We start from the raw sequence: 22,199 nt of genomic DNA on the forward strand, positions 1-22,199 counted from the left end.
GTGTTTTGTTGAAATCCATGAATTTGGTGTGCTCCGGTTGACTAGGATTACGACCCACAGCGGAGCTGCCGTGAACGGCCAGGAACCCATCTATAACCTGTTGGAAACAGAACGGGAACCAAGCCTTAGGCAACCTATCCGATTGGCTGTCCGAGCACAATCGATCCGGCCGTCCGGCACCAACTTATACCGTCTTGCCTGCGGCTTAACGGCCCGTTGTTTTGCCGATTCGTGCTATCTATGTAGGCATGCAGCCGGGTCGCCGCAACGGAAGGCTCCCGCGCCATTCAGCAGGGATTTGGAACAAGGTATGAGCCAGTTCGACAAGCGCCAGGAAGGTTTCGAGAAGAAGTTCGCCCTCGACGAGGAGCAGAAGTTCAAGGCGGTGGCCCGCCGCAACCGGCTGCTCGGCCTGTGGGCGGCCGAAAAGCTCGGCATCACCGGTGATGCCGCCACCGCCTATGCCAAGGAAGTGGTCGCGGCCGACTTCGAGGAAGCCGGGGATGACGACGTCCTGCGCAAGGTCACGGCCGATTTCGCCGCAAAGAACGTCGCCGTCACCGAGCAGGCGATTCGCGCCAAGATGAGCGAGCTGCTCGCGGTCGCCGCCGCCGAGGTGAAGGCGGGGACGTGAGCCCCGCCTTTTGTGCTATTTCAGCGTGATCTGAAATGCCATCGTGCCGCTGATATTGAAACCCTCAGTTTGTTGCTGTCCGAATTGCCGGTTGACGTTGGTATTGACCGACTCCATCCGGCAATCACGGGCGAGCACCTCGCGCAGGAGATCGCATTCGCGCGCCGCCATTTCATAGACCGAGCGGCGCGCGCGTTCGCGTAGCTTCTGCGCCTCGTCGCTATCCCCGCTCGGACCGGCGACAAAGAAGTTGATCGAGGTCTGCACACGCACCGATCCTTCCTGCCGCAGACCACCACTACCTTGCTCAATCAGGACACGCTGGGACTGGGACTGGGCGGGAGCAATCACGACAAGCAGACCAACGCCTGCCAAGACAAAACGCGAGCGAAGTTTCATGACGGGTACCTGTGGTTGAAGCGAAGGCCCCGTTACCTAGACTCCAGAGCTTGTCATCAGGCAAACCCTGAACCGCAAACACCGAGCCACCACTTCACCACCGGTTAACCGCGTCTCACTCCTCCTTGAAGCCGTACTCCGGCACGTTGCCGCTGGCGCCGTAATATTTATACGGCAGGAACTTGCCGCTCATGGTGATCTTGACGCGGTCGCCCTTGGGGTTGGCGACGCGCTCGATGCCCATGTCGAAGTCGATCGCCGACATGATGCCGTCGCCGAACTCCTCCTCGATCAGCGCCTTCCAGGCCGGACCGTTCACCATCACCATCTCGTAGAAGCGGTAGATCAGCGGGTCGGTCGGCGGCATCGGCGTGCCGGTGCCGCGCATCGGCACCTCGTTGAGCATCGCAACTTCCGCCTTCGACAGGCCGAACAGCTCGCCGGCATTGGCGGCCTGCGGCTTCGTCAGCTTCATCTGGCCCATGATCGCGCCCACGATCAGCACCTCGGAATAGCCGCCGATCTTTTCGCAGATGTGTTTCCAGCTCCAGCCCTTCTCGCGCTTGATGTCGAGCAGTTTTTCGGTGAGGTCTTCGCGTTTCATTGGGATCTCCTTGCTAGGCGCTCAATCCGGGGTTTGTCCCCGGCATCCAGGTCTGTCGCGGCTCTTCGCCGCTTGATGCGATCGAGAGCCCGGGCTTGCCGATCTGCACCGTCGGCACGTTGCGCGGATCGTGATCCGGCTTTTCAGTGGTGAAGGTCTTGCTGCGCGTCACCAGGAAATCGATGATGTGGTTGCGCAGCGCGTAGTACAGCGGATGGCGGTGCAGGTCGGTGCGGCCGCGGTCCCGCGGCAGCGGGTTCTCGACCACCTCCGCCAGCACCGCGCCGGGACCGTTGGTCATCAGGAATATCTTGTCGGCGAGATAGATCGCCTCGTCGACGTCATGGGTGATCATGAACGCGGTCTGCCCGGTCTCCAGGCAAATGCGCCGCACCTCGTCCTGCAGCGTGCCGCGCGTCAGCGCGTCCAGCGCCGAGAACGGCTCGTCCATCAGCATCATCTTCGGGGTGATCGACAGCGCCCGCGCGATGCCGACGCGCTGCTTCATGCCGCCAGACAGCTCCGACGGACGCTTGTGCTCGGAACCGGACAGGCCGACCAGATCGATGAATTTCTGCGCGTGCGCCTTGATCTTGGCGCGATCCCAGCTGCGCCATTTCGAGCTGACGGCGTAAGCGACGTTGCCGAGCACCGTGCGCCAGGGCAGCAGCGCATGGCTCTGGAAGATCACGGCGCGGTCGAGGCTGGTGCCCGAGATCGCCTGCCCGTCGACGATGACGGCGCCCTCGCTCGGCGCATCGAGCCCGGCGAGGATGTTGAGCACCGTGGTCTTGCCGCAGCCGGAATGGCCGATCACGCAACAAAACTCGCCGCGCGCCATCGAGAGCCAGAGGTTCTCGAAGATGGTGGTCGTCGCGCCGCCCGCGCCGGGATAGCGCTTGGCGATGCCTTCGATCGAGATGAACTTGTCGGTCATCGCCTCTACTCCGGAAACGTGACCATGCGCGTGAAGCGCGCGAGGATCTGGTCGAGCAGCATGCCGACGATCCCGATCAGGAGGATCGCGATGATGACGTTGGTGATCGACAGATTATTCCACTCGTTCCAGACGAAATAGCCGATACCGGTGCCGCCGACGAGCATCTCGGCGGCGACGATCACGAGCCAAGCGATGCCGATCGAGATGCGCATGCCCGTCAGGATGGTCGGGGCCGCTGCCGGCAGGATCACGGTGAAGGCCCGCCTGACGGTGCCGACCTCGAGCGTCCGCGCGACGTTGATCCATTCCTTGCGGACGCTCGCGACGCCGAACACCGTGTTGAGCAGCATCGGCCAAATCGAGCAGATGAAGATGACGAAGATCGCCGAGACCGAGGAGTCCTTGATGGTGTAGAGCGCGAGCGGCATCCAGGCCAAAGGCGAGATCGGCTTCAATACCTGGATGAACGGATCGAGCGCCTTGCTCAGCAGCGGCGACATGCCGATCAGGAAGCCGAGCGGGATCGCCACCAGCACGGCCAGCAGATAGCCGGTGCCGACGCGCGCAATGGAATAGCCGAGCTGGATGCCGAGCCCCTTGTCGTTCGGCCCGTTGTCGTAGAACGGCCGCTTCAGATGCTCCCAGAGCTTTGCGCCGACATCGAGCGGCCCGGGCATCGCCGATTTGCCCTGCGTCGCCGTGAGGCCCATCAGCTTGGCGTATTCCGGGCTCATCGTCGCCACCTGTGCGGTGGAGCGCGTGGCGAGATGCCAGATGCCGAGAAAGGCGGCGAGCAGCACGAGGGAGACGAGGCCCGCGCGGAGGCGGAGGGAAGCGGTCATCTCCCTCTCCCCGTTCTTACGGGGGCGCGAAGAGCTTCGCTCGCGCTGAGAGGGTCGGAGTGAGGGGCCTCCCTCGACACGTGAGATTGTCGAGAGACCTGTACCCCCTCACCCGGATCGCAAGAGCGATCCGACCTCTCCCCGCAAGCGGGGCGAGGTGAAGATAGAGCGCGGCCCATCACGATGCCTTCCTGATCTTGAAGCTCGCCAGATAGTCCTCGGGCTTGGCCGGATCGAAATTCTTGCCCATCACCGCGAACGACTTGTAGGCACTCGCCGGCGGCGTGAGGCCCATCTCGGTCATCAGCTTCTTGGTATCGGTCGCCAGATACACCTGCTCGGCCACCGCCTTGTAGTCGACGTCGCCCTTGATCTGGCCCCAGCGCTTCATCTGCGTCAGCATCCACACCGCGAAGGACTGCCAGGGGAACGGATCGAAATCGACGCGCTTGGGATCGGTCTTCACCCCGCCGAGGCCGTCGGCATAGGTGCCGGTCAGGACCTGCTCCAGCACGGTGACCGGCGCGTTGATGTAGTTCGCAGGCGCGATGGCTTCGGCGATCTGCTTGCGGTTCTCGGCCTTCGAAGCGTAGGCGGTGGCATCGACGATCGCCCGGGTCAGCGCCGCGAAGCTGTTCGGCGCCGTCGTGATGAATTCGCGGCTCGCAGCAAAGCTGCAGCAGGGATGGCCATCCCAGATCTCTTTGGAGAGCAGATGCATGAAGCCGACGCCGTCATAGATTGCGCGTTGACAGATGTTGTCGGGCGCGAGGAAGCCGTCGATGTTGTCGGCACGCAGATTCGCGACCATCTCCGGCGGCGGCACCGAGCGCAACTGCACGTCGGTATCGGGATCGAGACCGTGCTCGGCGAGGTAATAGCGCAAGAGATAATTGTGCATGGAATAGTCGAAGGGGATGGCGAATTTCAGCCCCTTCCAGTCCTTCGGATCGCGCTTGTCCTTGTGCTTGCTCGCCAGCACGATGCCCTGCCCGTTGATGTTCTCGATGGCCGGGACGGTGAACGGAATGGCGTTGGCGCCAAGGCCGAGCGAGATCGCGATCGGCATCGGTGCCAGCATGTGCGCGGCGTCGTATTCCTTGTTGATGGTCTTGTCGCGGATCACGGCCCAGCCGGCGGTCTTCACCACTTCGACGTTGAGGCCGTGCTTGGCATAGAAGCCCATTGGCGCTGCCATGATGATCGGCGTCGCGCAGGTGATCGGGATGAAGCCGACCCTGAGGTCCTTCTTCTCGGGCGCGCCGGCTTGCGCGAACACCTCGGTCGCCGTCTTCATCGGGAAGAATTGCGACAGCGCCGCGAGCGCGGTCGATGCTCCGACCGACTTCAGAAAAGCACGCCGCGCCACGTCCTGCGGAAACATCGCGCGCATCAATGCGGAGGCGACCACGCCCTCGTAGCGCTGCTCTTCGCTTGCGACCGGCTCGCAATGCAGCGCCGTCGCCTGCTCATGCTCAGCTGCGGAACGATGCTGGCCGCAAACACAGCCGGCTCGAAGCTTGCGATCGGGATCAAACGGATTGTCGAACGTGGACATCGGCCCTCCTGCGCGTCAATGCGAGAAGGAATTACGCAAGGAGCATGCCACCGACGAAGAAGCGGACATTGCCTTGATGACGCAGCATTTTCACCCGCGCTTGGCCGCTACGAAAACTCGTGATAAACGAGATTTCGTAGTTCAATTACGAGATTTCGCAATGGCAACGACGCCAATGCCCGTCCACGACGAGGTGGCCCCCGTCATCGACCCGCGCATCGCGGCGTTCGAATCCTCGGTCGAGGCGATGCTGCTGGTCGATCCCTACGGCGACCAGATCGTCGATGCCAATCCCGCCGCCTGCGCCCTGCTCGGTTACGACCGCGCTTTGCTGCGGCAGACCAGGGCCAGCACGCTCCACGCCGGCGAGCTTGCTGCCCTCACTGTCTTCACCCAGGCCGTGCTGCACAAGGGCGCCTACTGGACCACCGCGCTCAATCCCCGTCACGCCACCGGGCAAGATCTCAAGCTCGAATATGCCGGCTGCCTGCTGCCGCATGACGGCCGCTCGCTGCTGCTGCTGACGCTGACCGACCTCGAAGCCCGCCGCCGGCGCAATGTCGATGCCGCCGCCGAAGACCATATGCGGGGCGGCATCTCGACCTGGCAGCGGGTCGAGCGCGTGTTCCAGGACATCGAGCGCGAGAACCAGTTGATCCTGCGCGCCGCCGGCGAAGGCATCTATGGCGTCAACGCCGAAGGCAAGACCACCTTCGTCAATCCCGCGGCCGAGCGCATGCTGGGCTGGACCGCCGAGGAGCTGGTCGGCAAGGAGATCCACCCGATCGTCCACCACACCCACCACGACGGCCGGCACTATCACAATCACGACTGCCCGATCTATGCGGCGTTCCGCGACGGCGCCGTGCACCAGGTCGACGGCGAGGTGTTTTGGCGCAAGGACGGCTCGCCCGCCTGGGTCGAATACACATCGACGCCGATCCGCGATCGCGGCGTCGTGGTCGGCGCCGTCGTGGTGTTTCGCGACGTCAGCCAGCGCCGCGAGGCCGCCGAGAAGCTGCACGCGGCGCTTGCCGAGGTCGACCGTCTGCGCGAGCGGCTCGAGCTGGAGAACGCCTATCTCCAGGAGGAAATCCGCATCGAAACCAACCCGCGCGGCATCATCGGGGGCAGCGAGGCGATCCAGAAGACGCTGCGCCAGGTCAAGCTGGTGGCGCCGACCACCGCGGCGGTGATGATCACCGGCGAATCCGGCACCGGCAAGGAGCTGATCGCGCGCGCCATCCACGAGGATTCCACCCGCAGCGACCGGCCGCTGATCCGCGTCAACTGCGCCGCGATCCCGCGCGAATTGTTCGAGAGCGAGTTCTTCGGCCATGTCCGCGGCGCCTTCACCGGCGCAACGCGCGACCGCATCGGCCGCTTCGAGCTCGCCGACGGCGGCACGCTATTCCTCGACGAGGTCGGCGAGATCCCGCTCGAGCTGCAAGGCAAGCTGCTGCGCGTCTTGCAGGAAGGCCATTTCGAGCGTGTCGGCGAGGCGCGCACCCGCGCCGTCGACGTTCGCGTCATCGCCGCGACCAATCGCGATCTCAAGCAGGAGGTCCAGCGCGGTCGCTTTCGCGAAGACCTCTATTTCCGCCTCAACGTGTTTCCGATCGAGACCGTCCCCTTGCGCGAGCGGCGCGAGGACATTCCCCTGCTGGCCCAGCATTTCCTCACGCGCGAGAGCAAGGCGCTGAAATCGAACCTGCGTCTGTCGGAGGGCGATGCGCGGCGGCTGACCCGCTACGACTGGCCCGGCAATGTCCGCGAACTGCAGAACGTGATCGAGCGCGCCGCGATCCTGTCGCAGAACGGCCGCCTGCGCATCGATCTGCCGGACACTTCAGGCGCACAAGCGCCTAGCGGCGCCGCCCGCCAGAGGCCCGACGCGCGCCCCGCAATCATGACGTCGTCGGAAATGCGCGACCACGAGCGCGCCAACATTCTGGCCGCGCTCGAGGCCTGCGCCGGAAAAGTCTTCGGCCCCGGCGGCGCCGCCGAGATCCTCGACATCAAGCCGACCACGCTGGCCTCACGGATCAAGGCGCTGGGAATTACGCCTCGTCCGCAAGGGGCCCATCCTTCGAGACGCACGCTTTAGGCGGGCTCCTCAGGATGAGGTCGGAGTGCGCGGCAACAGCATTAACCGACACCGGTGCCGCTTAGCCTCATCCTGAGGAGACCGCGAAGCGGTCGTCTCGAAGGACGAGGCGCGCGCTCAGGCTGCCTTGGTGGTGACGTCCGATGCGATCGGCAGGCCCTGCTCGATCGGCAGCGACGGATCGCGCGACCATTCGTTCCAGGAGCCGAAATACATCCGCACGTCCTTCACGCCGGCGTTCTTCAGCGCCAGGAACGTGTTCGAGGCGCGCGCGCCCTTGAAGCAGTAGAGGTAGACCGGCGTGGTCTGCGAGATGCCGACGGTGGCGCATTCCGCCAGAATCTCATCCTTCGATTTGAAGCGCGGGCCTTCGGCGGTCGGCTTCATCATCCGATACCATTCCAGCCATACGGCGCCGGGAATGCGGCCCTTGCGCGGGCAGAAATCCTTGCCGTACGGGGACGAACTGTCGCCGATCCACTCGTCGACGTCGCGGACGTCGAGGATTGCGATGCCCGGCTTGCCGACGGCGGCGAGCATGGTCTTGGCGTCGATCAGGATCTCGCCCGCTTCAGGCACGATCGAGAACGAGGCCTTCTCAGGCGCGGGCACATCCTTGGTCACCGGGAAGCCCGCGGCCGACCAGGCGTCGAAGCCGCCATGCAGCACCTTCACCTTGGGATAGCCGAGCATGGTGAGCAGGTAATAGCCGCGGCAGGACTGACCGAAGCCGGAGTTCATCGACTGCTCGTAGACCACCGCGGTCTCCTTGCCTGAAAGGCCGGCAGCGCCGAACGCATCGGCGAATTTCGTCTTAAGTTCGGCCATTCCTTCCGGCGTCGAGGTCGCAAGGAACGTGAAGATCTCGTGCACGTTCACGGCGCCCGGCAGGTGACCGGCGGCGTAAGCATCGGGATTGCGGGTGTCGATGACGACACACGGCTCGGTCTTCAAGAGATCGGCGAGTTCGACGGCAGTGATCAGAACGTCAGTCATGGCAGCCTCTCCGTTGAGGTTGGGGGTCTTCGGGTGGACTCGTAGAACTCAGGACTCGGCGAGCATCTTGCGCAGCTGCTTGGTGGCCGGCGTGACGATCGCGACGAAGTAGGCCTCGCGCAGGCGCCGCTGCGCGCGGTGACTCCTAAGATAGCCGCGCGCGCCACAATGCAGCATCGCCGCATGCGCCGCCGCGACGCTGGCCTCGCCCGCGCGAAGCCGCAGCGCGATCACCTTGCGCCAGTAGGTCTCCTCCTCGTTATAGGGATCGCGCGCCAGCGCCATGGTCTCGGCCTCGAGCTCGGCGGCAAGCTCGTGGAAGTGCACCGGCTGCTGCGGCAGATAGCGGTTGATGTGCCCGAGGGGAGCATCGACCTCGCCCATGATGTTGATGCAGTCCTTGATCACGCCGAGCGCCATGCCGGCCTGCAGCAGGATGAAGCCGGCGCGGATCTTCTTGACGAAGGGCGCGGCGGGATCGGCCAGGATCAGCTCATCAGGCACGAACACGTCGCGGAACTGCACGCCATAAGTGCCGGTGCCGTCCATCGCCAGGAACGGCTTGCACGGCGTCAGCGTGATCGCGGGGTCCGAGCAGTCGGCGAGGAACATCACGGTGCCCGGCGCGCCACTTGCGCTGCCCGGCTCGTCCTCACGCTCGAAGACGGTGCCGAAATAATGGTCGGGCCCGAGATTGGAGACCCAGGGCAGCGCACCGCGCACGATGTAGCCACCTTCGACCTTGCGGCCTTTCAGCTTCAACTTCTCGATGCCGAAGAAGCTCTTCATGGGATTGGAGAGGCCGGTGCCGCCGAGTACGCGGCCCGTCGAGAAGGCATCGCCGAAGCGTTTTGCGAGCTTCACGTTCGTCGAGTTCGCCGCGTACCAGACCAGCGTATTCTGGCACCAGGCCATGAAGGCCGTGGCACCGCAGACCTCCCCGATCGCCGCCATCGCCTGGATCGCACAACGCAGATCGGCGGGGCCTTCGTGCGGCACGTGGCTGCCCCACGCCCCGACCGAGCCGAACTTGCGCAGCACCTCGGCCGGATAGACCGTGCCCTCGTCGATGCCGGCGGCGAGCGGCGCGAGCTCTTGGCGCGCGATCCGCGCCACCTCGCCCGCAATGGACGGTGCGGGCTGATCCAGAACGTCGGCCCGCGATAAAGCCAGTGAACCCATGATCGTCTCCCGCACCCTGTCCTGATTGCCGTCTGCTAGATGCCGACCTCGAGATTGACCGGCCGCGTGAAGGTGTTGGCGACCGGCGACCATTTCTTCACATGGGCGACCAGCGCGTTGATCTCGTCCGGCGAGATGCCCTCGCATTCCATGTCCACCTTGACGCGGACATCGGTGAAGCCGACCGGCTTGTCGGAGGTGTCACCGGTGCCCCAGACCGCGGTGATGTTGAGATCGCCTTCGAGCTCGAGCTCGAGCTTGTTGACGATCCAGCCGCGGTGCACGGCGTTGGCATGCAGGCCGACCGCAAGGCACGAGCCGAGCGCGGCCAGCGAGGCTTCCGACGGATTGGGCGCGGTGTCGTCACCCAAAAGCCCCGGCGGCTCGTCGACGATGTAGGGCGGCAGGTTGCGGATATAGTTGGCGTGGCGGAATTTGCCCTCCGCGACCGTCTTGCACTTCAAGGTCTTGATGACCTTCGGGTTTGCCTTGCCGTTGGCAATCAGTTGCTCGAGCCCGTTCTTGTCGATGGGCGCGAGGCACCCCGTCAGCACTGTCTTCTGAACGACGGCAGTCATCAATCTTCTCCCTGGCAGAAGTGGAAATCGGCAGGATACCGAACGGTCTGTTTCCTTGCATGGAGCGTGCCAGAGCCCGCGAAAAACAAAAGCCGAGGCTTTGGAGCCGCTTAAGCGTCGCTGCCTGCGGATTGGTCAGCCCACTCCTGCTCAAAGGCGGAGCAGCCGCGCGCGCGGATGCGAATCTTTTCGGCGCCGAACAGATGCGGCTTGCTGATGCGAGGCGGCTGCGATTAAGTTGTCGCTCATGGCAAAGCCGTCATCGAAGAAGAATCCGCCCCACGCCGCTGCCGGCGACGACGAATCCGCACGCGGGCGCCTGCTCAGCGCCGCATCGCATCTGTTCTGCAAGAACGGCATCAACGCCACCGGCATCGACGCGATCATCGAAGAGGCCGGCACCGCCAAGACCACGCTCTACAAATTGTTCGGCTCCAAGACCAACCTCGTCAACGCCGTGCTGGAGAGCGAAGGCAAGCAATGGCGCGAATGGTTCATCGGCGCCATGGAGCAAGGCGGCGGCGATGCGCAGGCGAAACTCACGCGCATCTTCCCCGCGCTGAAGAGCTGGTTCGCCGAAGAGCGCTTCTACGGCTGCCCCTTCATCAACGCCGTCGGCGAGCACGACAAGGACGCCAAGCAATTCCGCAACATCGCGCTGAAGCACAAGAAGATCGTACTCGGCCACATCGAGAAGCTCGCCGGCGAGCTCGGCTCGTCCGAGCCAGCAGTGCTCGCGCACCAGCTCGGCCTCATCATCGACGGCGCCATCGTCGCCGCGATGATCTCGCGCGACCCGGGGGTCGCGGATACGGCCGCGCTTACGGCAGGTCCCCTGCTCGGCCAGGCGAAGGCGAAGAAGAAGCGCGCGGCGGATCAGCTCGAGGCGGTTTAACGGTTCTTACTTCGGAGCGCAGCGGAATGCGGGGACACCGTCCCGGATTGCGCTTCGCTCGTTCCAAGCTGGGAAGACTCTACGTCGCAAATCAGGGTTTCGTTTCGAGCTTGTGAAGCTCGGCGTTAGCCGCGGCCCATTCCATAAAGCGCTTCGGACACTCGTCCGCGGCTGCGCGCAGCAGGCGCACGGCTTGATCAGCTCCCTGCTCTAGCGCCAGCTCGCCAGCATAGAAGTTCGCTTCGCAGACCTGCTCCCTTGTCTTCCGCGTGGAGTCATCTTGCGCGGACTTGAGCAATGCTTCGAAAGTTATCTCGCCCAGGAAGAAGCGAACGATGGGCGCGGGCCAACGTGACGGGTCGATCAGCTTTGCGGCTTCACCGAGCTCACTCCCGCTGCCGCTCTTTCGCTGCGCGAGATCAAACCACAGCTGCGTGTAGGCATCCTTCCGGTCCAGTTCGTTCGATCGACGGAGGTCGGCAAGTGCCTCCGTCAGATGGCCGGATTGGAAGTGGACGGCCCCACGCAAGCGATGGAAGGCGGGGTTATTGGGATTGATCTCGATTGCCAGGTCCAGGTTCGATAATGCCTTTCCGAGATCGCCTTGGACGTGAAAAACCCTGGCTCGGCCGACATAGGGCCGCGGGTCCTTCGGGTTAAGCTGGACCGCGCGGTCGAAGTCGGACAATGCAAGATCGGTCTGGCCCCGCGCGAGATAGATGTCGGCCCGGCAGAATTGACCGATCCAATGGTTCGGGCCGATCACGATCGCCCGCGCACAATCGGCTAAGGCGCGATCCGACTCGCCCTTTGTCTCATAGGCAAAGCTGCGGCCGATAAGGGCATGGACATTGTCTGGATGTATCCGAAGGGCCCGGTCATAGTCGATGATCGCGCGATCGACATCGTCCTTCAGATTCAGCCGCGCACGCCCAAGATACGCATAGGTATTGTTGGGATCGAGCTCGATGACCTTGTCGTAATCCGCAAGCGCGGCTTCGTGGTCGCGCCTCTGGACGTATATGGAAGCTCTAGAGAGGCGCGCGTTCAGATTGCCCGGATCGCGCTCGATGATCTGGTGGTAGTCCGCTATCGCAAGGTCGACCTCACCCTTCTGGCGGTAGAACATGGCGCGGCGGAAGCGTGCCATGACCACACCTTGCTGCATGCCCGTCCCCGCCGCCTGAATGATGGCGGTGCAGCCTGCGATCCTGTCATCGACGCTAAAATTTCCGACCGCGTTGCACTTGGAGGTCAGGGGCATTTCCGCGCGTGCGCCTGATATCTCGAGCAAGGCAGTCAGCGCCAAAACCCCGAAGCCTGCTGCCGCACAAATAAGTGTGCGGCCCACTATTCCAGACATGCAGTCCCCATTTCAATTTCCGGGGGACTTCATAGCAACCGATTGCGCGTCTGCACAGCCCTTGGTTGCGGCGCGGGGTGCAGGCTTACGCGCCCCGCTCCATCATCCCCTGCAGCCGCACCAGCTCCGCCTCCAAATCACGCTCCCGAATGTCGAGCACGCGACATCCCGCGCCTCCAGCCACGTCCGCCTACGCCTCGGCCAGCTGCAACAAGGCCTCGCGAAAAGCCAGCGCGGCTGGTCCGAGCGGCTGGTCCAGCCGGTGCGCGAGATAGGCTTCTGCGGCAACCTGGCTGCGCCGTCCGAGGGCGGTGGTGGCAAGGCGCACGAGGCGCCTTTCCCTCAGATCGCGCTCCACCAGCCAGAACGGCAGGCGGCCCCAGCCGAGACCGGCGAGAATCATCGCATGCTTGGTGTCCTGATTGGTGACCCGGCAGGTCTGGGGCGAAAGCACACCGAACATGCGCCCTTCGGTCAACGGCGTTGGATCGGAGAGCACGATCTGCAGATGATCCGCCAGATCCTGAAGGCTGATCCTGTTGCGCAATTGCCGCCTCGCCAATGGGTGCTTAGCGGAAACGACGGCAACCTGCTCGACCGACGAGATCGCCTCGAGTGCGATCCGCGCATCGCGGAAATCCTCGCCCACCACGATCGCGAGCGAACTGCGCTTGTCGATCAGCGAGGCAATCGGTCCACCCAGCGGCTCGACTGCAAGCCTGATCGAAACCGAGGGATAGAGAGCGCGCATCTTCGTCAATGCCGCGCCGACCATGCCGATCGGAAACAATGTGTCGATTGTCAAGGAAAGCTCGAGTTCGACTCCCTCGCCAAGGCCGCGGGCTCTCGCCCGCATCGCATCGACTCTTAAGAGAATGTCGCGCGTGTTGGCGAGCAGTGACTGCCCCTCGGGCGTCAATACAGGCCGATGACCCGTGCGATCGAACAGCGCAACGCCCAGCTCGGCCTCCAGATTGGCAATGGCATGGCTGATGGCGGACTGAACACGGGACAGCCGAGCCGCAGCTGAGCGAAAGCTCCCGCTCTCCGCCACCGTGACGAATGTCCGCAACTGATCAAGCGTCAGCACATCCAGCATGATCTATCCAATCGATCGAACTCATCGATCTTATCGCGCTACCACCGATCAAGCACAGACCTATTTTGGCTGCTAGCGACACCTCAAGAGAGCGAGGAGGAAAATGACGAAGGTCCTGGTGCTGTACTACTCGTCCTACGGTCACATCGAGACGATGGCTGAAGAGATTGCCCGGGGTGCACGGGAGGCCGAAGCCGAAGTCGCCATCAAGCGCGTACCGGAAATTGTTCCCGATCACGTCGCGCAAAGGGCCGGATACAAGCTCGATCAGAGCGCCGAGACCGCCGCCGTGGCCGAGTTGCCGGACTACGACGCGATCATCTTTGGCACGCCGACGCGTTTCGGGAACATGGCCGCGCAGATGAAGAACTTCCTCGACCAGTGCGGCGGCCTGTGGTTCGAGAACAAGCTGGTGGGCAAGGTCGGCAGCGTCTTCACATCGACGGGCAGCCAGCACGGCGGCCAGGAAAGCACCATTCTGTCCGTGCACACCGTGTTGCTGCACCTCGGCATGGTCGTGGTCGGGCTGCCCTACACATTCAAGGGACAGATGCGCATGGACGAGGTCACCGGATGCTCGCCCTACGGCGCATCGACGCTCGCCGACGACGGCAACGGCGGAGATCGTCGTCCCAGCGCCAACGAACTGGCCGGAGCACGCTTTCAGGGACGCCATGTCGCCGGGATTGCTCGCGCCCTGGCCGCTGGGCGGCTCAAGGAGGCGGCCTGATGGCGGCGGCAGCGCCTGCCCCGTCCGTGCGAGAACACTGGCATGTGGTGAGCATCGTCGTGGGCTCCGGCGTCGTCGCCGCGATCCAGGTGGGGAAGGCTGCCATAGCCACGCCCATGCTGCAAAAGGACTTTGGCCTCGATCTCGCCGCTGCCGGCTGGCTGACCGGGATACTGGCCGTTCTCGGCCTGTTGGGCGGTATCCTCGCGGGCTCCCTCGTGGCTCGCGCTGGAGATCGGCGAAGTCTCATTCTCGGCCTCGGGCTGCTCATCCTGGGAGCCGTCATCGGCGCGCTCGCGACCGGCTATGCGGTGCTTCTCGCATCGCGCATTTTGGAGGGGGCAGGATTTCTTCTGATCATTGTTGCGGGGCCGGCGATCCTGAACAGAGCAGTCCCGTCAGGGCAGCAAGACGTTCCGCTGGCCCTGTGGAGTTGCTTCATGCCGGCCGGCATTGCGCTCGCGATGCTCGTCGGTCCGTTCTTCAGCGACTGGCGCGCACTGTGGTGGGCCAGCGCGGGCCTTGCGGCGATCACTATCGCTGCCGCGTGGATGGGTATTCCGGCTGCCCCGAAGCGCATCTCGGCATCGTGGCGACGCACGATGTCCGATGCCGTGCACGTGGCAGCAAGCAAGGGCCCGCTTCTGCTGGCCGGATGTTTTGCCCTCTACAGCCTGATGTTCTTCGCGCTGTTCAGCTTCCTCCCGGTGCTGCTGATGGAACGGATGAACATCCCACATGGCACCGCCGGCATGCTCAGTGCTCTCGCCACCGCAAGCAACATCATCGGCAATGTCGCTGCCGGCTACCTGCTCGCGCGCGGTGCCCGTCGTTCAGTGCTGCTCGTGGTCGCCTATCTCGCGATGGGGTTTTCAGCTCCGGGGATATTCCTGCAGATCTTCGGCGATACGCCCACGCTTCTGCTCTGCATCCTGTTCGCGGGGGTCGGCGGCCTGATGCCCGCCGTCCTGATCTCATCGATCCCGTTGCTCTCGCCGTCCGCCGCACTCATTCCTGTAGTCACCGGCCTGGTCATGCAGGGGAGCAATCTCGGCCAGGTGGCCGGACCTGTCGCGGTTGGGATTGCAGTTGAGACCTATGGGTGGACAGCCGCACTGGCCATCATCCTGATCGCCGCGCTGCTTGCCGCCATCGTCATCGCATCCGCCCGACGATGACACCAGGGCCCGCTGAGATTCTACTGTCCCAACATCCCGGCAAGCCGCACCAGCTCCGCCTCCAGATCGCGCTCAACATCCACGGCCCGAATGTCGAGCACCCGATAATCCCGCGCTTCCAGCCAGGCCCGCCGCCCCGCGCGGTCCGCGGCGATCGCCTCACCCTCGCCCGGGTTCACCAGCTCGATCGCGATCCGGTGCGGGAAGGAGACGAAGTCCGGGATGTGGCGCCCCACCGGGGTCTGGCGTTTGAACCCACCTGCGAAGCGGCGATCACGCGTCAGCGCCTGCCAGAGCAGGCGTTCGGCGTCGGTCGGGTTGCGGCGGAGCAGGCGGGCAAGGCCCCGCACGGTCGAGCCGCTGTCGGGGACGCCGCCGCCCTGCCCGTGCTCGGCCAGCAGCGCGCGCAGGCGCGTGGCTTGCTCGCCGTCGAGCACGCCGCCCTTGGCCGGGCCCTTGCGTCCTTCGGCAATCGCCATGATCACGCCGTGCAGGGTGTGCATGTCCTGCTTGGTCGGCTCCATGCGGGTGAAGATGTTGCGCAGGTTCACCAGCATGGTGTCGCGCTTCTCGGCCGGGCGCAAAAACTCGACCTTGTCGAGCTCGCGCACGAGGTTGTCGAAGAAAGCCTGCATCTGGTGCTGCGAGGCGCGCTCGGATCTTTCCGGCATGGCGTGCGGCAGCGCGCCCGAGGTCGCACGCTTGAACCATTCATAGCCGACCAGCAGCACGGCCTGGGCGAGGTTGAGCGAGGCAAAGCCCGGATTGACCGGGAAGGTGATGATGCGGTTGGAGAGCCCGACCTCCTCGTTGGTCAGGCCCCAGCGCTCGCGGCCGAACAGGATGCCGGCCTTCCCTCCCGTGGCAACGTGACCGGCGATCTCGGCCGCTGCAGCCTCCGGCCCGACCACCGGCTTGGCCTGGTCGTGGGGCCGCGCGGTGGTGGCGAACAGGAGGTCGAGATCGGCAACCGCCTGCTCGACCGTGCCGAACAATTCGACCCGTTCCAGAATGTGGTCGGCGCCGGCCGCGGCCCGCTGGGCCGCGATGTTGGGCCAGCCGTCCCGGGGGTTGACGATGCGCAGGCGGCTCAAGGCGAAATTGCCCATGGCGCGCGCGGCCATGCCGATGTTCTCGCCGAGCTGCGGCTCAACCAGGATGACGATGGGACCGTCGAGGGATAGACCCGCCTTGCTCTTGTCAGTCCCCGACATCTCGCTTCGCTTTCACACTGTCTCTCAAGGCCCTGGCCAGGCGCTCTCAGGAATTGATTCAAGCCGCGCCTTGCGGCCGGCCCCGCCCGCCTGTCGTTTGCCTGTCCTGACGAAATTCTCAAGGGAAATAACGGGTTGGATTCGACTTTTGAATCTCGCTGGGAACGCGAGCCCCGACCCGGCTGCGGCCCGGCTGGCCGCTCCCCATCTGCGGAAGCTGGATGAGCTAAAAGTGCATAATCCCTTGGCTTTCGCCCGCCGCGCGGCGGTGCTAAGAGGCGGCGGATATTCCCGTGGCGCGCCAAAAGCGCCGTTCCCAAGAGGCTCCCCCGATCATGGCAAAAATCAAGGTATCCAATCCCGTCGTCGAGCTCGATGGCGACGAGATGACCCGGATCATCTGGCAGTACATCAAGGACAAGCTGATCAACCCGTTCCTGGATGTCGAGCTGCTCTATTTCGACCTGGGCATGGAATACCGCGACCACACCAATGATCAGGTGACGATCGACGCGGCCGAGGCGATCAAGAAGGTCGGCGTCGGCGTCAAGTGCGCCACCATCACCCCGGATGAAGCCCGGGTGAAGGAGTTCAATCTCAAGCAGATGTGGAAGTCGCCGAACGGCACCATCCGCAACATTCTCGGTGGGGTGATCTTCCGCGAGCCGATCATCTGCAAGAACGTGCCGCGCCTGGTTCCCGGCTGGACCAAGCCGATCATCATCGGCCGGCACGCCTATGGCGACCAGTACCGCGCCACCGACATCAAGTTCCCCGGCAAGGGCACCCTCTCGCTGAAGTTCGTCGGCGAGGACGGCACCGTGATCGAGAAGGAAGTGTTCAAGGCGCCCGGCGCCGGCGTCGCGATGGAGATGTACAATCTCGACGATTCCATCATCGACTTCGCCCGCGCTTCGTTCAATTACGGCCTGCTCCGCAATTACCCGGTGTACCTGTCGACCAAGAACACGATCCTCAAGGTCTATGACGGGCGCTTCAAGGACATCTTCCAGGATATCTTCGACCGCGAGTTCAAGAAGGAGTTCGACGCCAAGGGCCTGACCTACGAGCACCGCCTGATCGACGACATGGTCGCTTCGGCGCTGAAATGGTCCGGCGGCTATGTCTGGGCCTGCAAGAACTACGACGGCGACGTGCAGTCCGACACGGTCGCGCAGGGCTACGGCTCGCTCGGCCTGATGACCTCGGTGCTGCTCACCCCCGACGGCAAGACCGTCGAGGCGGAAGCTGCCCACGGCACGGTGACCCGCCACTACCGCGAGCACCAGAAGGGCAAGGAGACCTCGACCAATTCGATCGCCTCGATCTTCGCCTGGACCCGAGGCCTGTCGCACCGCGCCAAGCTCGACAACAACCCCGAGCTCGCCAAATTCGCGGCCACGCTGGAGAAGGTCTGCGTCGACACCGTCGAGGCCGGCTATATGACCAAGGACCTCGCGCTGCTGGTCGGCGCCGACCAGCGCTGGCTCTCGACCACCGGCTTCCTCGACAAGGTCGCCGAGAACCTGACCAAGGAGCTGGCGGCCTGAGCTGCCCGCACTTTCGCCCGATCGGGCCGAAACACCACAACGGGCCGCGCTGCAAGCGCGGCCCCTTTGCTTGGGGGGCCGCTCAGCGGTCGGTGCCTTCCTTCGCCTGCGCGAGCTCGGCGAGCGCAAGATCGCCGCTATCGGCGAGACGCGCCTTCGCGGTTTCGTGGACGTGATCGGCCAGCGTCGGCATGCGCGCGATCAAGGCATGAAAATCCTGGGCGTCGAGCACGAGCAGCCGGGTCTTGCGCGTCGCCGTCACCGTGCCGCTGCGCTTCGTCTTATGCAGGAGCGCGATCTCGCCGAAGAAGGTGCCGTCGGCAAGGCGCACATGCTGGCTCGGCAGCGCGATCTCGACCTCGCCGGCCGTGATGAAATACATCGACGAGGCCATATCGCCCCGCCGCACCAGGATTTCGCCCTGCTCGATGGTGCGCGCCCGCAAAAGCCGCATGATGTCGGCGATCTCCGCGGCCGAGAGGTGCGAGAACAGCGGCACGCGCGCCAACATGCCCCAGGTGACGACGAAATCGCGCCGCTTCACCTCTTCTGCGAACGCCGAGGAGATGATCGCGACCGGCAGCGCGATCATGGCAAAGCCGGCGATGATGGCGAAGGTGGAGACGAACTTGCCGAGCGGCGTCACCGGCACGACGTCGCCATAGCCGACGGTGCCGAGCGTCACGATCGCCCACCACATCGCCTGCGGAATGGTGCCGAGCTTGTCCGGCTGCACGTCGCGCTCGATGGCATAGAGCAGCGAGGCGAAGGTCAAGACCGCGCCAATCAGGATCACGATGCAGCCGATCAGCGCGCGCCGCTCGGCATGCACGGCGGCGAGCAGCGAACGCATCGCCGGCGAATAGCGGATCAGCTTGAAGAACGGCAGCACGCCGAGCGCGGCCAGCGTCGCGTGCTCGCCGGTCGCGAGCACGATAGCGGCAGGCAGGAAGGCCATGAGATCGATGATGCCGAGCGCCGAGAAGGCATAGCCGAGGCGGTCGGCCAGCGCCGAGCCCTTGCGCTGGGTGTGGCCGGCGACGGTCCACAGCCGCGCGGCATATTCCAGCGCGAACACGATCACGGAGAGGATGGTGATGCCGGCAAACAGCGCGCCGAACCGCGCGTCCAATTCCGGCACCGAGGCGAGAATCATCGCGGCGACGTTGAACACGATGACGCCGATGACGAGCTGGATGAAGCGCGACCCGACCGAATAGGCTAGGGGATCGTGCTCCAGCAAGTCGTAGAGGCGATCCCTCAGGTCCGGATTGCGAAGCCCACGTCCGCGCGGAACGAGGCCCATGGCGGACTTAAGCGCCCGCCATCGCTTTTTCGATCGCGCTCAGGGCCTCGGACGCCTTGGCGCCATCGGGGCCGCCGGCCTGGGCCATGTCGGGCCGGCCGCCGCCGCCCTTGCCGCCGAGCGCCTCGGAGGCGATGCGGACCAGATTGACCGCGTTGAAGCGCGCGGTGAGGTCCTGCGTGACGCCGACCACAATTCCGGCCTTGCCGTCCCCGGTGACGCCGACGATGGCGACGACGCCCGAGCCGATCTGCTTCTTGCCGTCGTCGGCGAGACTCTTGAGATCCTTCATCTCGATGCCTTCGACCGCACGCGCCATCAGCTTGACGCCGCCGGCCTCGCGCACGCCCGACGCTGCGCCGTTGTTGCCGGCTGCGGCGCCGCCGCCCATCGCCAGCTTCTTGCGGGCATCGGAGAGTTCGCGCTCGAGCTTCTTGCGCTCCTCCATCAGCGCCGAGATGCGCGCCGGCACGTCGTCGAGCGAGGTGCGCAGCTCGTTCGCCGCGATCTTCGCCAGCGCCATGGTGTCGTTGGCATGTTTTCGCGCGTAGTTGCCCGTCAGCGCCTCGATCCGGCGCACGCCGGAGGCGACCGCGCTCTCGCTCGTGACCGTGATCAGGCCGATATCGCCGGTGCGCTTCACATGGGTGCCGCCGCAGAGCTCGACCGACCAGCCGAGCGCGTTGGCGCCGCGCTCGCGCGCGGTCCTGCCCATCGAGACGACGCGGACCTCGTCGCCATACTTCTCGCCGAACAGCGCGCGCGCGCCGGCCTCGCGGGCCTCGTCGACGCCCATGACGCGCGTGGTGACCTCGTCGTTCTCCAACACCACGTCGTTGGCGATGTCCTCGACCCGGGCGAGCTCCTCAGCCGTGATCGGCTTCGGATGCACGAAGTCGAAGCGCAGCCGGTCCGGCGCCACCATCGAGCCGCGCTGGGCGATGTGATCGCCGAGCACCTGGCGCAGCGCCTCGTGGATGATGTGGGTCGCGGAGTGATGGGCGCGGATGGTCGAGCGCCTGGAATGATCGACCTCGAGCTGCAGCGCCGTGCCGAGCTTCACTTCACCACTCTCGACCGTGCCGATATGGACGAAGAGATCGCCGAGCTTCTTCTGCGTATCAGTGACGCGGACCTTGATGCCGCCCTCGCCCGAGAGCACGCCGGTGTCGCCGACCTGGCCGCCCGACTCCGCATAGAACGGCGTCTGGTTCAGCACGATCGCGCCCGTTTCGCCGGCCTTGAGGCTCGCGACCTCGGCGCCATCCTTGACCAGCGCCGAGACCACGCCTTCGGCGCTTTCGGTCTCGTAGCCCAGGAATTCGGTCGCTCCGAGCTTCTCGCGCAGCGGGAACCAGATCGCCTCGGAGGCCGCCTCACCCGACCCCTTCCAGGACTCGCGCGCCTTGGCCTTCTGGCGCTCCATCGCGTCGGTGAACGCCGCCTGGTCGACGCCGATGCCGCGCGACTTCAGCGCGTCCTGCGTCAGGTCGAGGGGGAAGCCGTAGGTGTCGTAGAGCGTGAAGGCGACGTCGCCGTCGAACATGTCGCCCTTCTTCAGACCGGCGCTCTTCTCGTCGAGGATGGCAAGGCCCCGCGACAATGTCTTGCGGAAGCGGGTCTCCTCCAGCCGCAGCGTCTCCTCGATCAGCTTTTCCGCGCGCATCAGCTCGGGATAGGCTTGGCCCATCTCGCGCACCAGCGCCCAGACCAGCCGATGCATCAACGGTTCCTTCGCGCCCAGGAGCTGCGCATGGCGCATCGCGCGGCGCATGATCCGGCGCAGCACATAGCCGCGGCCCTCGTTCGAGGGCAGCACGCCGTCGGAGACCAGGAAGGCCGAGGAGCGCAAGTGGTCGGCGATGACGCGGAACGAGGCGACGTTCTGCTCGTTCGGTCCGCTGCCGAGCGCGGACGAGGTCGCGTCGATCAGGTTCTTGAACAGGTCGGTCTCGAACACGCTCTCGACGCCCTGGAGGATGCAGGCCATGCGCTCCAGGCCCATGCCGGTGTCGATCGAGGGACGCGGCAGATTAACGCGCTCCTCCTTCGTCACCTGCTCGTATTGCATGAACACGAGATTCCAGAATTCGAGGAAGCGGTCGCCGTCCTCTTCCGGCGATCCCGGAGGACCGCCCCAGATGTGCTCGCCGCGGTCGATGAAGATCTCCGAGCACGGGCCGCACGGCCCGGTGTCGCCCATCGCCCAGAAATTGTCGGAGGTCGGGATGCGGATGATGCGGTCATCGGAGAAGCCGGCGATCTTCTTCCACAGGCCGGCCGCCTCGTCGTCGGTGTGGTAGACGGTGACGAGCAGCTTGTCCTTCTTCAGCCCGAACTCGCTCGTGATCAGCTTCCAGGCGAGCTCGATCGCGCGCTCCTTGAAGTAATCGCCGAACGAGAAATTGCCGAGCATCTCGAAGAAGGTGAGATGGCGCGCGGTGTAGCCGACATTGTCGAGGTCGTTGTGCTTGCCGCCGGCGCGCACGCATTTCTGCGAGGTGGTGGCGCGCTGATAGGGCCGCTTCTCGACGCCGGTGAAGACGTTCTTGAACTGCACCATGCCGGCATTGGTGAACATCAACGTCGGGTCGTTGCGCGGCACGAGTGGCGAGGACGGCACGATCTCGTGGCCGTTCTCGGCAAAGAAGTTCAGAAAGGTCGACCTGATCTCGTTGACGCCGCTCATGTTCATCCAATCGGGTATGCTTGGGCCCGCTTTTCGCGGTCCAAACCGGACCGTTAAGGCTGATATCTGCGGGCCAAAGCGCTTTTAGACAAGGCCAGCTTCGCTGTCCAGAAACTGTGCAAAGAGATCAGAGGGTTGCCGCAGGCGCTCAATCCCCTTGCAATCCCGTTGGATAGGGCGCGCGAACGCGTTGACAGGCTTGGCTCCGCTGTGGTCTCTACCCATCTGTATCGTACGGCCACGTCGGGAGAGACCGGCACTTGGTAGCCGGCGCCGAAGGAGCAACCGCCCCGGAAACTCTCAGGCAAAAGAACCGCGTGGCTTTGACAGCATCT

Annotated in this window: 19 protein-coding genes and 1 riboswitch; of the genes, 6 read left to right on the forward strand and 13 right to left on the reverse strand. The window is 64.5% G+C overall.

Annotated elements, in window-relative coordinates; translation table 11 throughout:
* Nucleotides 1-310 precede the first annotated feature (310 nt).
* Complete coding sequence (locus I6F17_RS12545; protein ID WP_036043479.1) at nt 311-634, forward strand: DUF1476 domain-containing protein; 324 nt, start codon at nt 311-313, stop codon at nt 632-634.
* 15 nt (nt 635-649) lie between these two features.
* Here the strand turns inward: I6F17_RS12545 and I6F17_RS12550 are convergent, their stop codons facing one another.
* From I6F17_RS12550 to I6F17_RS12570, 5 genes are all read right to left on the reverse strand, one after another.
* Nucleotides 650-1,033: a hypothetical protein gene (locus I6F17_RS12550; protein WP_225128942.1), complete on the reverse strand. Its 384-nt coding sequence runs from the start codon at nt 1,031-1,033 to the stop codon at nt 650-652.
* A 115-nt stretch (nt 1,034-1,148) separates the two neighbouring features.
* On the reverse strand, nt 1,149-1,637 hold the full coding sequence (gene cynS / locus I6F17_RS12555) for a cyanase (RefSeq protein ID WP_025037304.1): 489 nt from the start codon (nt 1,635-1,637) through the stop codon (nt 1,149-1,151).
* A 13-nt stretch (nt 1,638-1,650) separates the two neighbouring features.
* Nucleotides 1,651-2,574 (reverse strand): ABC transporter ATP-binding protein, encoded by a 924-nt coding sequence (locus I6F17_RS12560; RefSeq protein WP_225128940.1) that lies wholly within the window; start codon nt 2,572-2,574, stop codon nt 1,651-1,653.
* 5 nt (nt 2,575-2,579) lie between these two features.
* Entirely contained in the window at nt 2,580-3,419 is an 840-nt protein-coding gene (gene ntrB / locus I6F17_RS12565) for a nitrate ABC transporter permease (RefSeq protein ID WP_036043475.1), read from the reverse strand.
* 178 nt (nt 3,420-3,597) lie between these two features.
* Nucleotides 3,598-4,977 carry a CmpA/NrtA family ABC transporter substrate-binding protein gene (locus tag I6F17_RS12570; RefSeq protein WP_225128939.1) on the reverse strand — a complete coding sequence of 460 codons (1,380 nt, stop codon included), beginning with the start codon at nt 4,975-4,977 and terminating at the stop codon, nt 3,598-3,600.
* 160 nt (nt 4,978-5,137) lie between these two features.
* Between I6F17_RS12570 and I6F17_RS12575 the strand changes: the two genes are divergently transcribed.
* Nucleotides 5,138-7,084 (forward strand): sigma 54-interacting transcriptional regulator, encoded by a 1,947-nt coding sequence (locus I6F17_RS12575; RefSeq protein ID WP_225128936.1) that lies wholly within the window; start codon nt 5,138-5,140, stop codon nt 7,082-7,084.
* Nucleotides 7,085-7,201: 117 nt separating this feature from the next.
* Here I6F17_RS12575 and I6F17_RS12580 read toward each other — a convergent pair whose 3' ends face one another.
* The 3 genes from I6F17_RS12580 to I6F17_RS12590 are packed head-to-tail and all read right to left on the reverse strand — an operon-like array spanning nt 7,202 to nt 9,840.
* Complete coding sequence (locus tag I6F17_RS12580; RefSeq protein WP_036043855.1) at nt 7,202-8,080, reverse strand: sulfurtransferase; 879 nt, start codon at nt 8,078-8,080, stop codon at nt 7,202-7,204.
* Nucleotides 8,081-8,128: 48 nt separating this feature from the next.
* A complete protein-coding gene (locus I6F17_RS12585; protein ID WP_225128923.1) occupies nt 8,129-9,262 on the reverse strand; it encodes an acyl-CoA dehydrogenase family protein in 1,134 nt (377 codons plus the stop codon).
* 35 nt (nt 9,263-9,297) lie between these two features.
* The gene (locus I6F17_RS12590; RefSeq protein ID WP_027576569.1) at nt 9,298-9,840 is read right to left on the reverse strand and encodes an OsmC family protein; all 543 of its coding nucleotides are present in this window, start codon (nt 9,838-9,840) and stop codon (nt 9,298-9,300) included.
* A gap of 247 nt (nt 9,841-10,087) precedes the next feature.
* Between I6F17_RS12590 and I6F17_RS12595 the strand changes: the two genes are divergently transcribed.
* Nucleotides 10,088-10,735, forward strand: coding sequence for a TetR/AcrR family transcriptional regulator (locus I6F17_RS12595; RefSeq protein ID WP_225128921.1), 648 nt, complete (start codon nt 10,088-10,090; stop codon nt 10,733-10,735).
* Nucleotides 10,736-10,826: 91 nt separating this feature from the next.
* Here the strand turns inward: I6F17_RS12595 and I6F17_RS12600 are convergent, their stop codons facing one another.
* Both I6F17_RS12600 and I6F17_RS12605 read right to left on the reverse strand, forming a co-directional pair.
* A complete protein-coding gene (locus I6F17_RS12600) occupies nt 10,827-12,098 on the reverse strand; it encodes a tetratricopeptide repeat protein (RefSeq protein ID WP_225128919.1) in 1,272 nt (423 codons plus the stop codon).
* Between the two features lie 190 nt (nt 12,099-12,288).
* A complete protein-coding gene (locus tag I6F17_RS12605) occupies nt 12,289-13,197 on the reverse strand; it encodes a LysR family transcriptional regulator (RefSeq protein ID WP_225128916.1) in 909 nt (302 codons plus the stop codon).
* A gap of 103 nt (nt 13,198-13,300) precedes the next feature.
* Between I6F17_RS12605 and wrbA the strand changes: the two genes are divergently transcribed.
* Both wrbA and I6F17_RS12615 read left to right on the forward strand, forming a co-directional pair.
* Complete coding sequence (gene wrbA, locus I6F17_RS12610; protein WP_036043848.1) at nt 13,301-13,927, forward strand: NAD(P)H:quinone oxidoreductase; 627 nt, start codon at nt 13,301-13,303, stop codon at nt 13,925-13,927.
* The gene (locus I6F17_RS12615; protein WP_225128914.1) at nt 13,927-15,105 is read left to right on the forward strand and encodes an MFS transporter; all 1,179 of its coding nucleotides are present in this window, start codon (nt 13,927-13,929) and stop codon (nt 15,103-15,105) included. The genes wrbA and I6F17_RS12615 overlap by 1 nt, the downstream gene beginning before the upstream one ends.
* Nucleotides 15,106-15,125: 20 nt before the next feature.
* On the opposite strand, the gene I6F17_RS12620 is transcribed toward I6F17_RS12615, so the two are convergent.
* The gene (locus I6F17_RS12620) at nt 15,126-16,319 is read right to left on the reverse strand and encodes a TrmJ/YjtD family RNA methyltransferase (RefSeq protein WP_225128912.1); all 1,194 of its coding nucleotides are present in this window, start codon (nt 16,317-16,319) and stop codon (nt 15,126-15,128) included.
* 335 nt (nt 16,320-16,654) lie between these two features.
* Here I6F17_RS12620 and I6F17_RS12625 point away from each other — a divergent pair, with 335 nt between their 5' ends.
* Nucleotides 16,655-17,869, forward strand: a complete 1,215-nt coding sequence (locus tag I6F17_RS12625; protein ID WP_036043844.1) for an NADP-dependent isocitrate dehydrogenase — start codon at nt 16,655-16,657, stop codon at nt 17,867-17,869.
* Between the two features lie 82 nt (nt 17,870-17,951).
* Here I6F17_RS12625 and I6F17_RS12630 read toward each other — a convergent pair whose 3' ends face one another.
* On the reverse strand, nt 17,952-19,175 hold the full coding sequence (locus I6F17_RS12630; protein ID WP_225128900.1) for a cyclic nucleotide-gated ion channel: 1,224 nt from the start codon (nt 19,173-19,175) through the stop codon (nt 17,952-17,954).
* A 7-nt stretch (nt 19,176-19,182) separates the two neighbouring features.
* Nucleotides 19,183-21,864 (reverse strand): alanine--tRNA ligase, encoded by a 2,682-nt coding sequence (alaS, locus tag I6F17_RS12635; protein ID WP_225128898.1) that lies wholly within the window; start codon nt 21,862-21,864, stop codon nt 19,183-19,185.
* Between the two features lie 234 nt (nt 21,865-22,098).
* Nucleotides 22,099-22,189, forward strand: a riboswitch (glycine riboswitch).
* Nucleotides 22,190-22,199 lie beyond the last annotated feature (10 nt).

The organism is Bradyrhizobium sp. NBAIM18, assembly GCF_020193825.1.
In the GTDB taxonomy this organism is placed as follows: Bacteria; Pseudomonadota; Alphaproteobacteria; order Rhizobiales; family Xanthobacteraceae; genus Bradyrhizobium; species Bradyrhizobium yuanmingense.

Coding starts and splice junctions, on each gene's coding strand:
- ntrB (WP_036043475.1), bottom strand. CDS start 3,419: ATGACCGCTTCCCTCCGCCTCCGCGCGGGCCTCGTCTCCCTCGTGCTG.
- I6F17_RS12560 (WP_225128940.1), bottom strand. CDS start 2,574: ATGACCGACAAGTTCATCTCGATCGAAGGCATCGCCAAGCGCTATCCC.
- I6F17_RS12600 (WP_225128919.1), bottom strand. CDS start 12,098: ATGTCTGGAATAGTGGGCCGCACACTTATTTGTGCGGCAGCAGGCTTC.
- I6F17_RS12580 (WP_036043855.1), bottom strand. CDS start 8,080: ATGACTGACGTTCTGATCACTGCCGTCGAACTCGCCGATCTCTTGAAG.
- I6F17_RS12620 (WP_225128912.1), bottom strand. CDS start 16,319: ATGTCGGGGACTGACAAGAGCAAGGCGGGTCTATCCCTCGACGGTCCC.
- cynS (WP_025037304.1), bottom strand. CDS start 1,637: ATGAAACGCGAAGACCTCACCGAAAAACTGCTCGACATCAAGCGCGAG.
- wrbA (WP_036043848.1), top strand. CDS start 13,301: ATGACGAAGGTCCTGGTGCTGTACTACTCGTCCTACGGTCACATCGAG.
- I6F17_RS12625 (WP_036043844.1), top strand. CDS start 16,655: ATGGCAAAAATCAAGGTATCCAATCCCGTCGTCGAGCTCGATGGCGAC.
- I6F17_RS12585 (WP_225128923.1), bottom strand. CDS start 9,262: ATGGGTTCACTGGCTTTATCGCGGGCCGACGTTCTGGATCAGCCCGCA.
- I6F17_RS12545 (WP_036043479.1), top strand. CDS start 311: ATGAGCCAGTTCGACAAGCGCCAGGAAGGTTTCGAGAAGAAGTTCGCC.
- I6F17_RS12575 (WP_225128936.1), top strand. CDS start 5,138: ATGGCAACGACGCCAATGCCCGTCCACGACGAGGTGGCCCCCGTCATC.
- I6F17_RS12605 (WP_225128916.1), bottom strand. CDS start 13,197: ATGCTGGATGTGCTGACGCTTGATCAGTTGCGGACATTCGTCACGGTG.
- I6F17_RS12615 (WP_225128914.1), top strand. CDS start 13,927: ATGGCGGCGGCAGCGCCTGCCCCGTCCGTGCGAGAACACTGGCATGTG.
- I6F17_RS12595 (WP_225128921.1), top strand. CDS start 10,088: ATGGCAAAGCCGTCATCGAAGAAGAATCCGCCCCACGCCGCTGCCGGC.
- I6F17_RS12550 (WP_225128942.1), bottom strand. CDS start 1,033: ATGAAACTTCGCTCGCGTTTTGTCTTGGCAGGCGTTGGTCTGCTTGTC.
- alaS (WP_225128898.1), bottom strand. CDS start 21,864: ATGAGCGGCGTCAACGAGATCAGGTCGACCTTTCTGAACTTCTTTGCC.
- I6F17_RS12590 (WP_027576569.1), bottom strand. CDS start 9,840: ATGACTGCCGTCGTTCAGAAGACAGTGCTGACGGGGTGCCTCGCGCCC.
- I6F17_RS12570 (WP_225128939.1), bottom strand. CDS start 4,977: ATGTCCACGTTCGACAATCCGTTTGATCCCGATCGCAAGCTTCGAGCC.
- I6F17_RS12630 (WP_225128900.1), bottom strand. CDS start 19,175: ATGGGCCTCGTTCCGCGCGGACGTGGGCTTCGCAATCCGGACCTGAGG.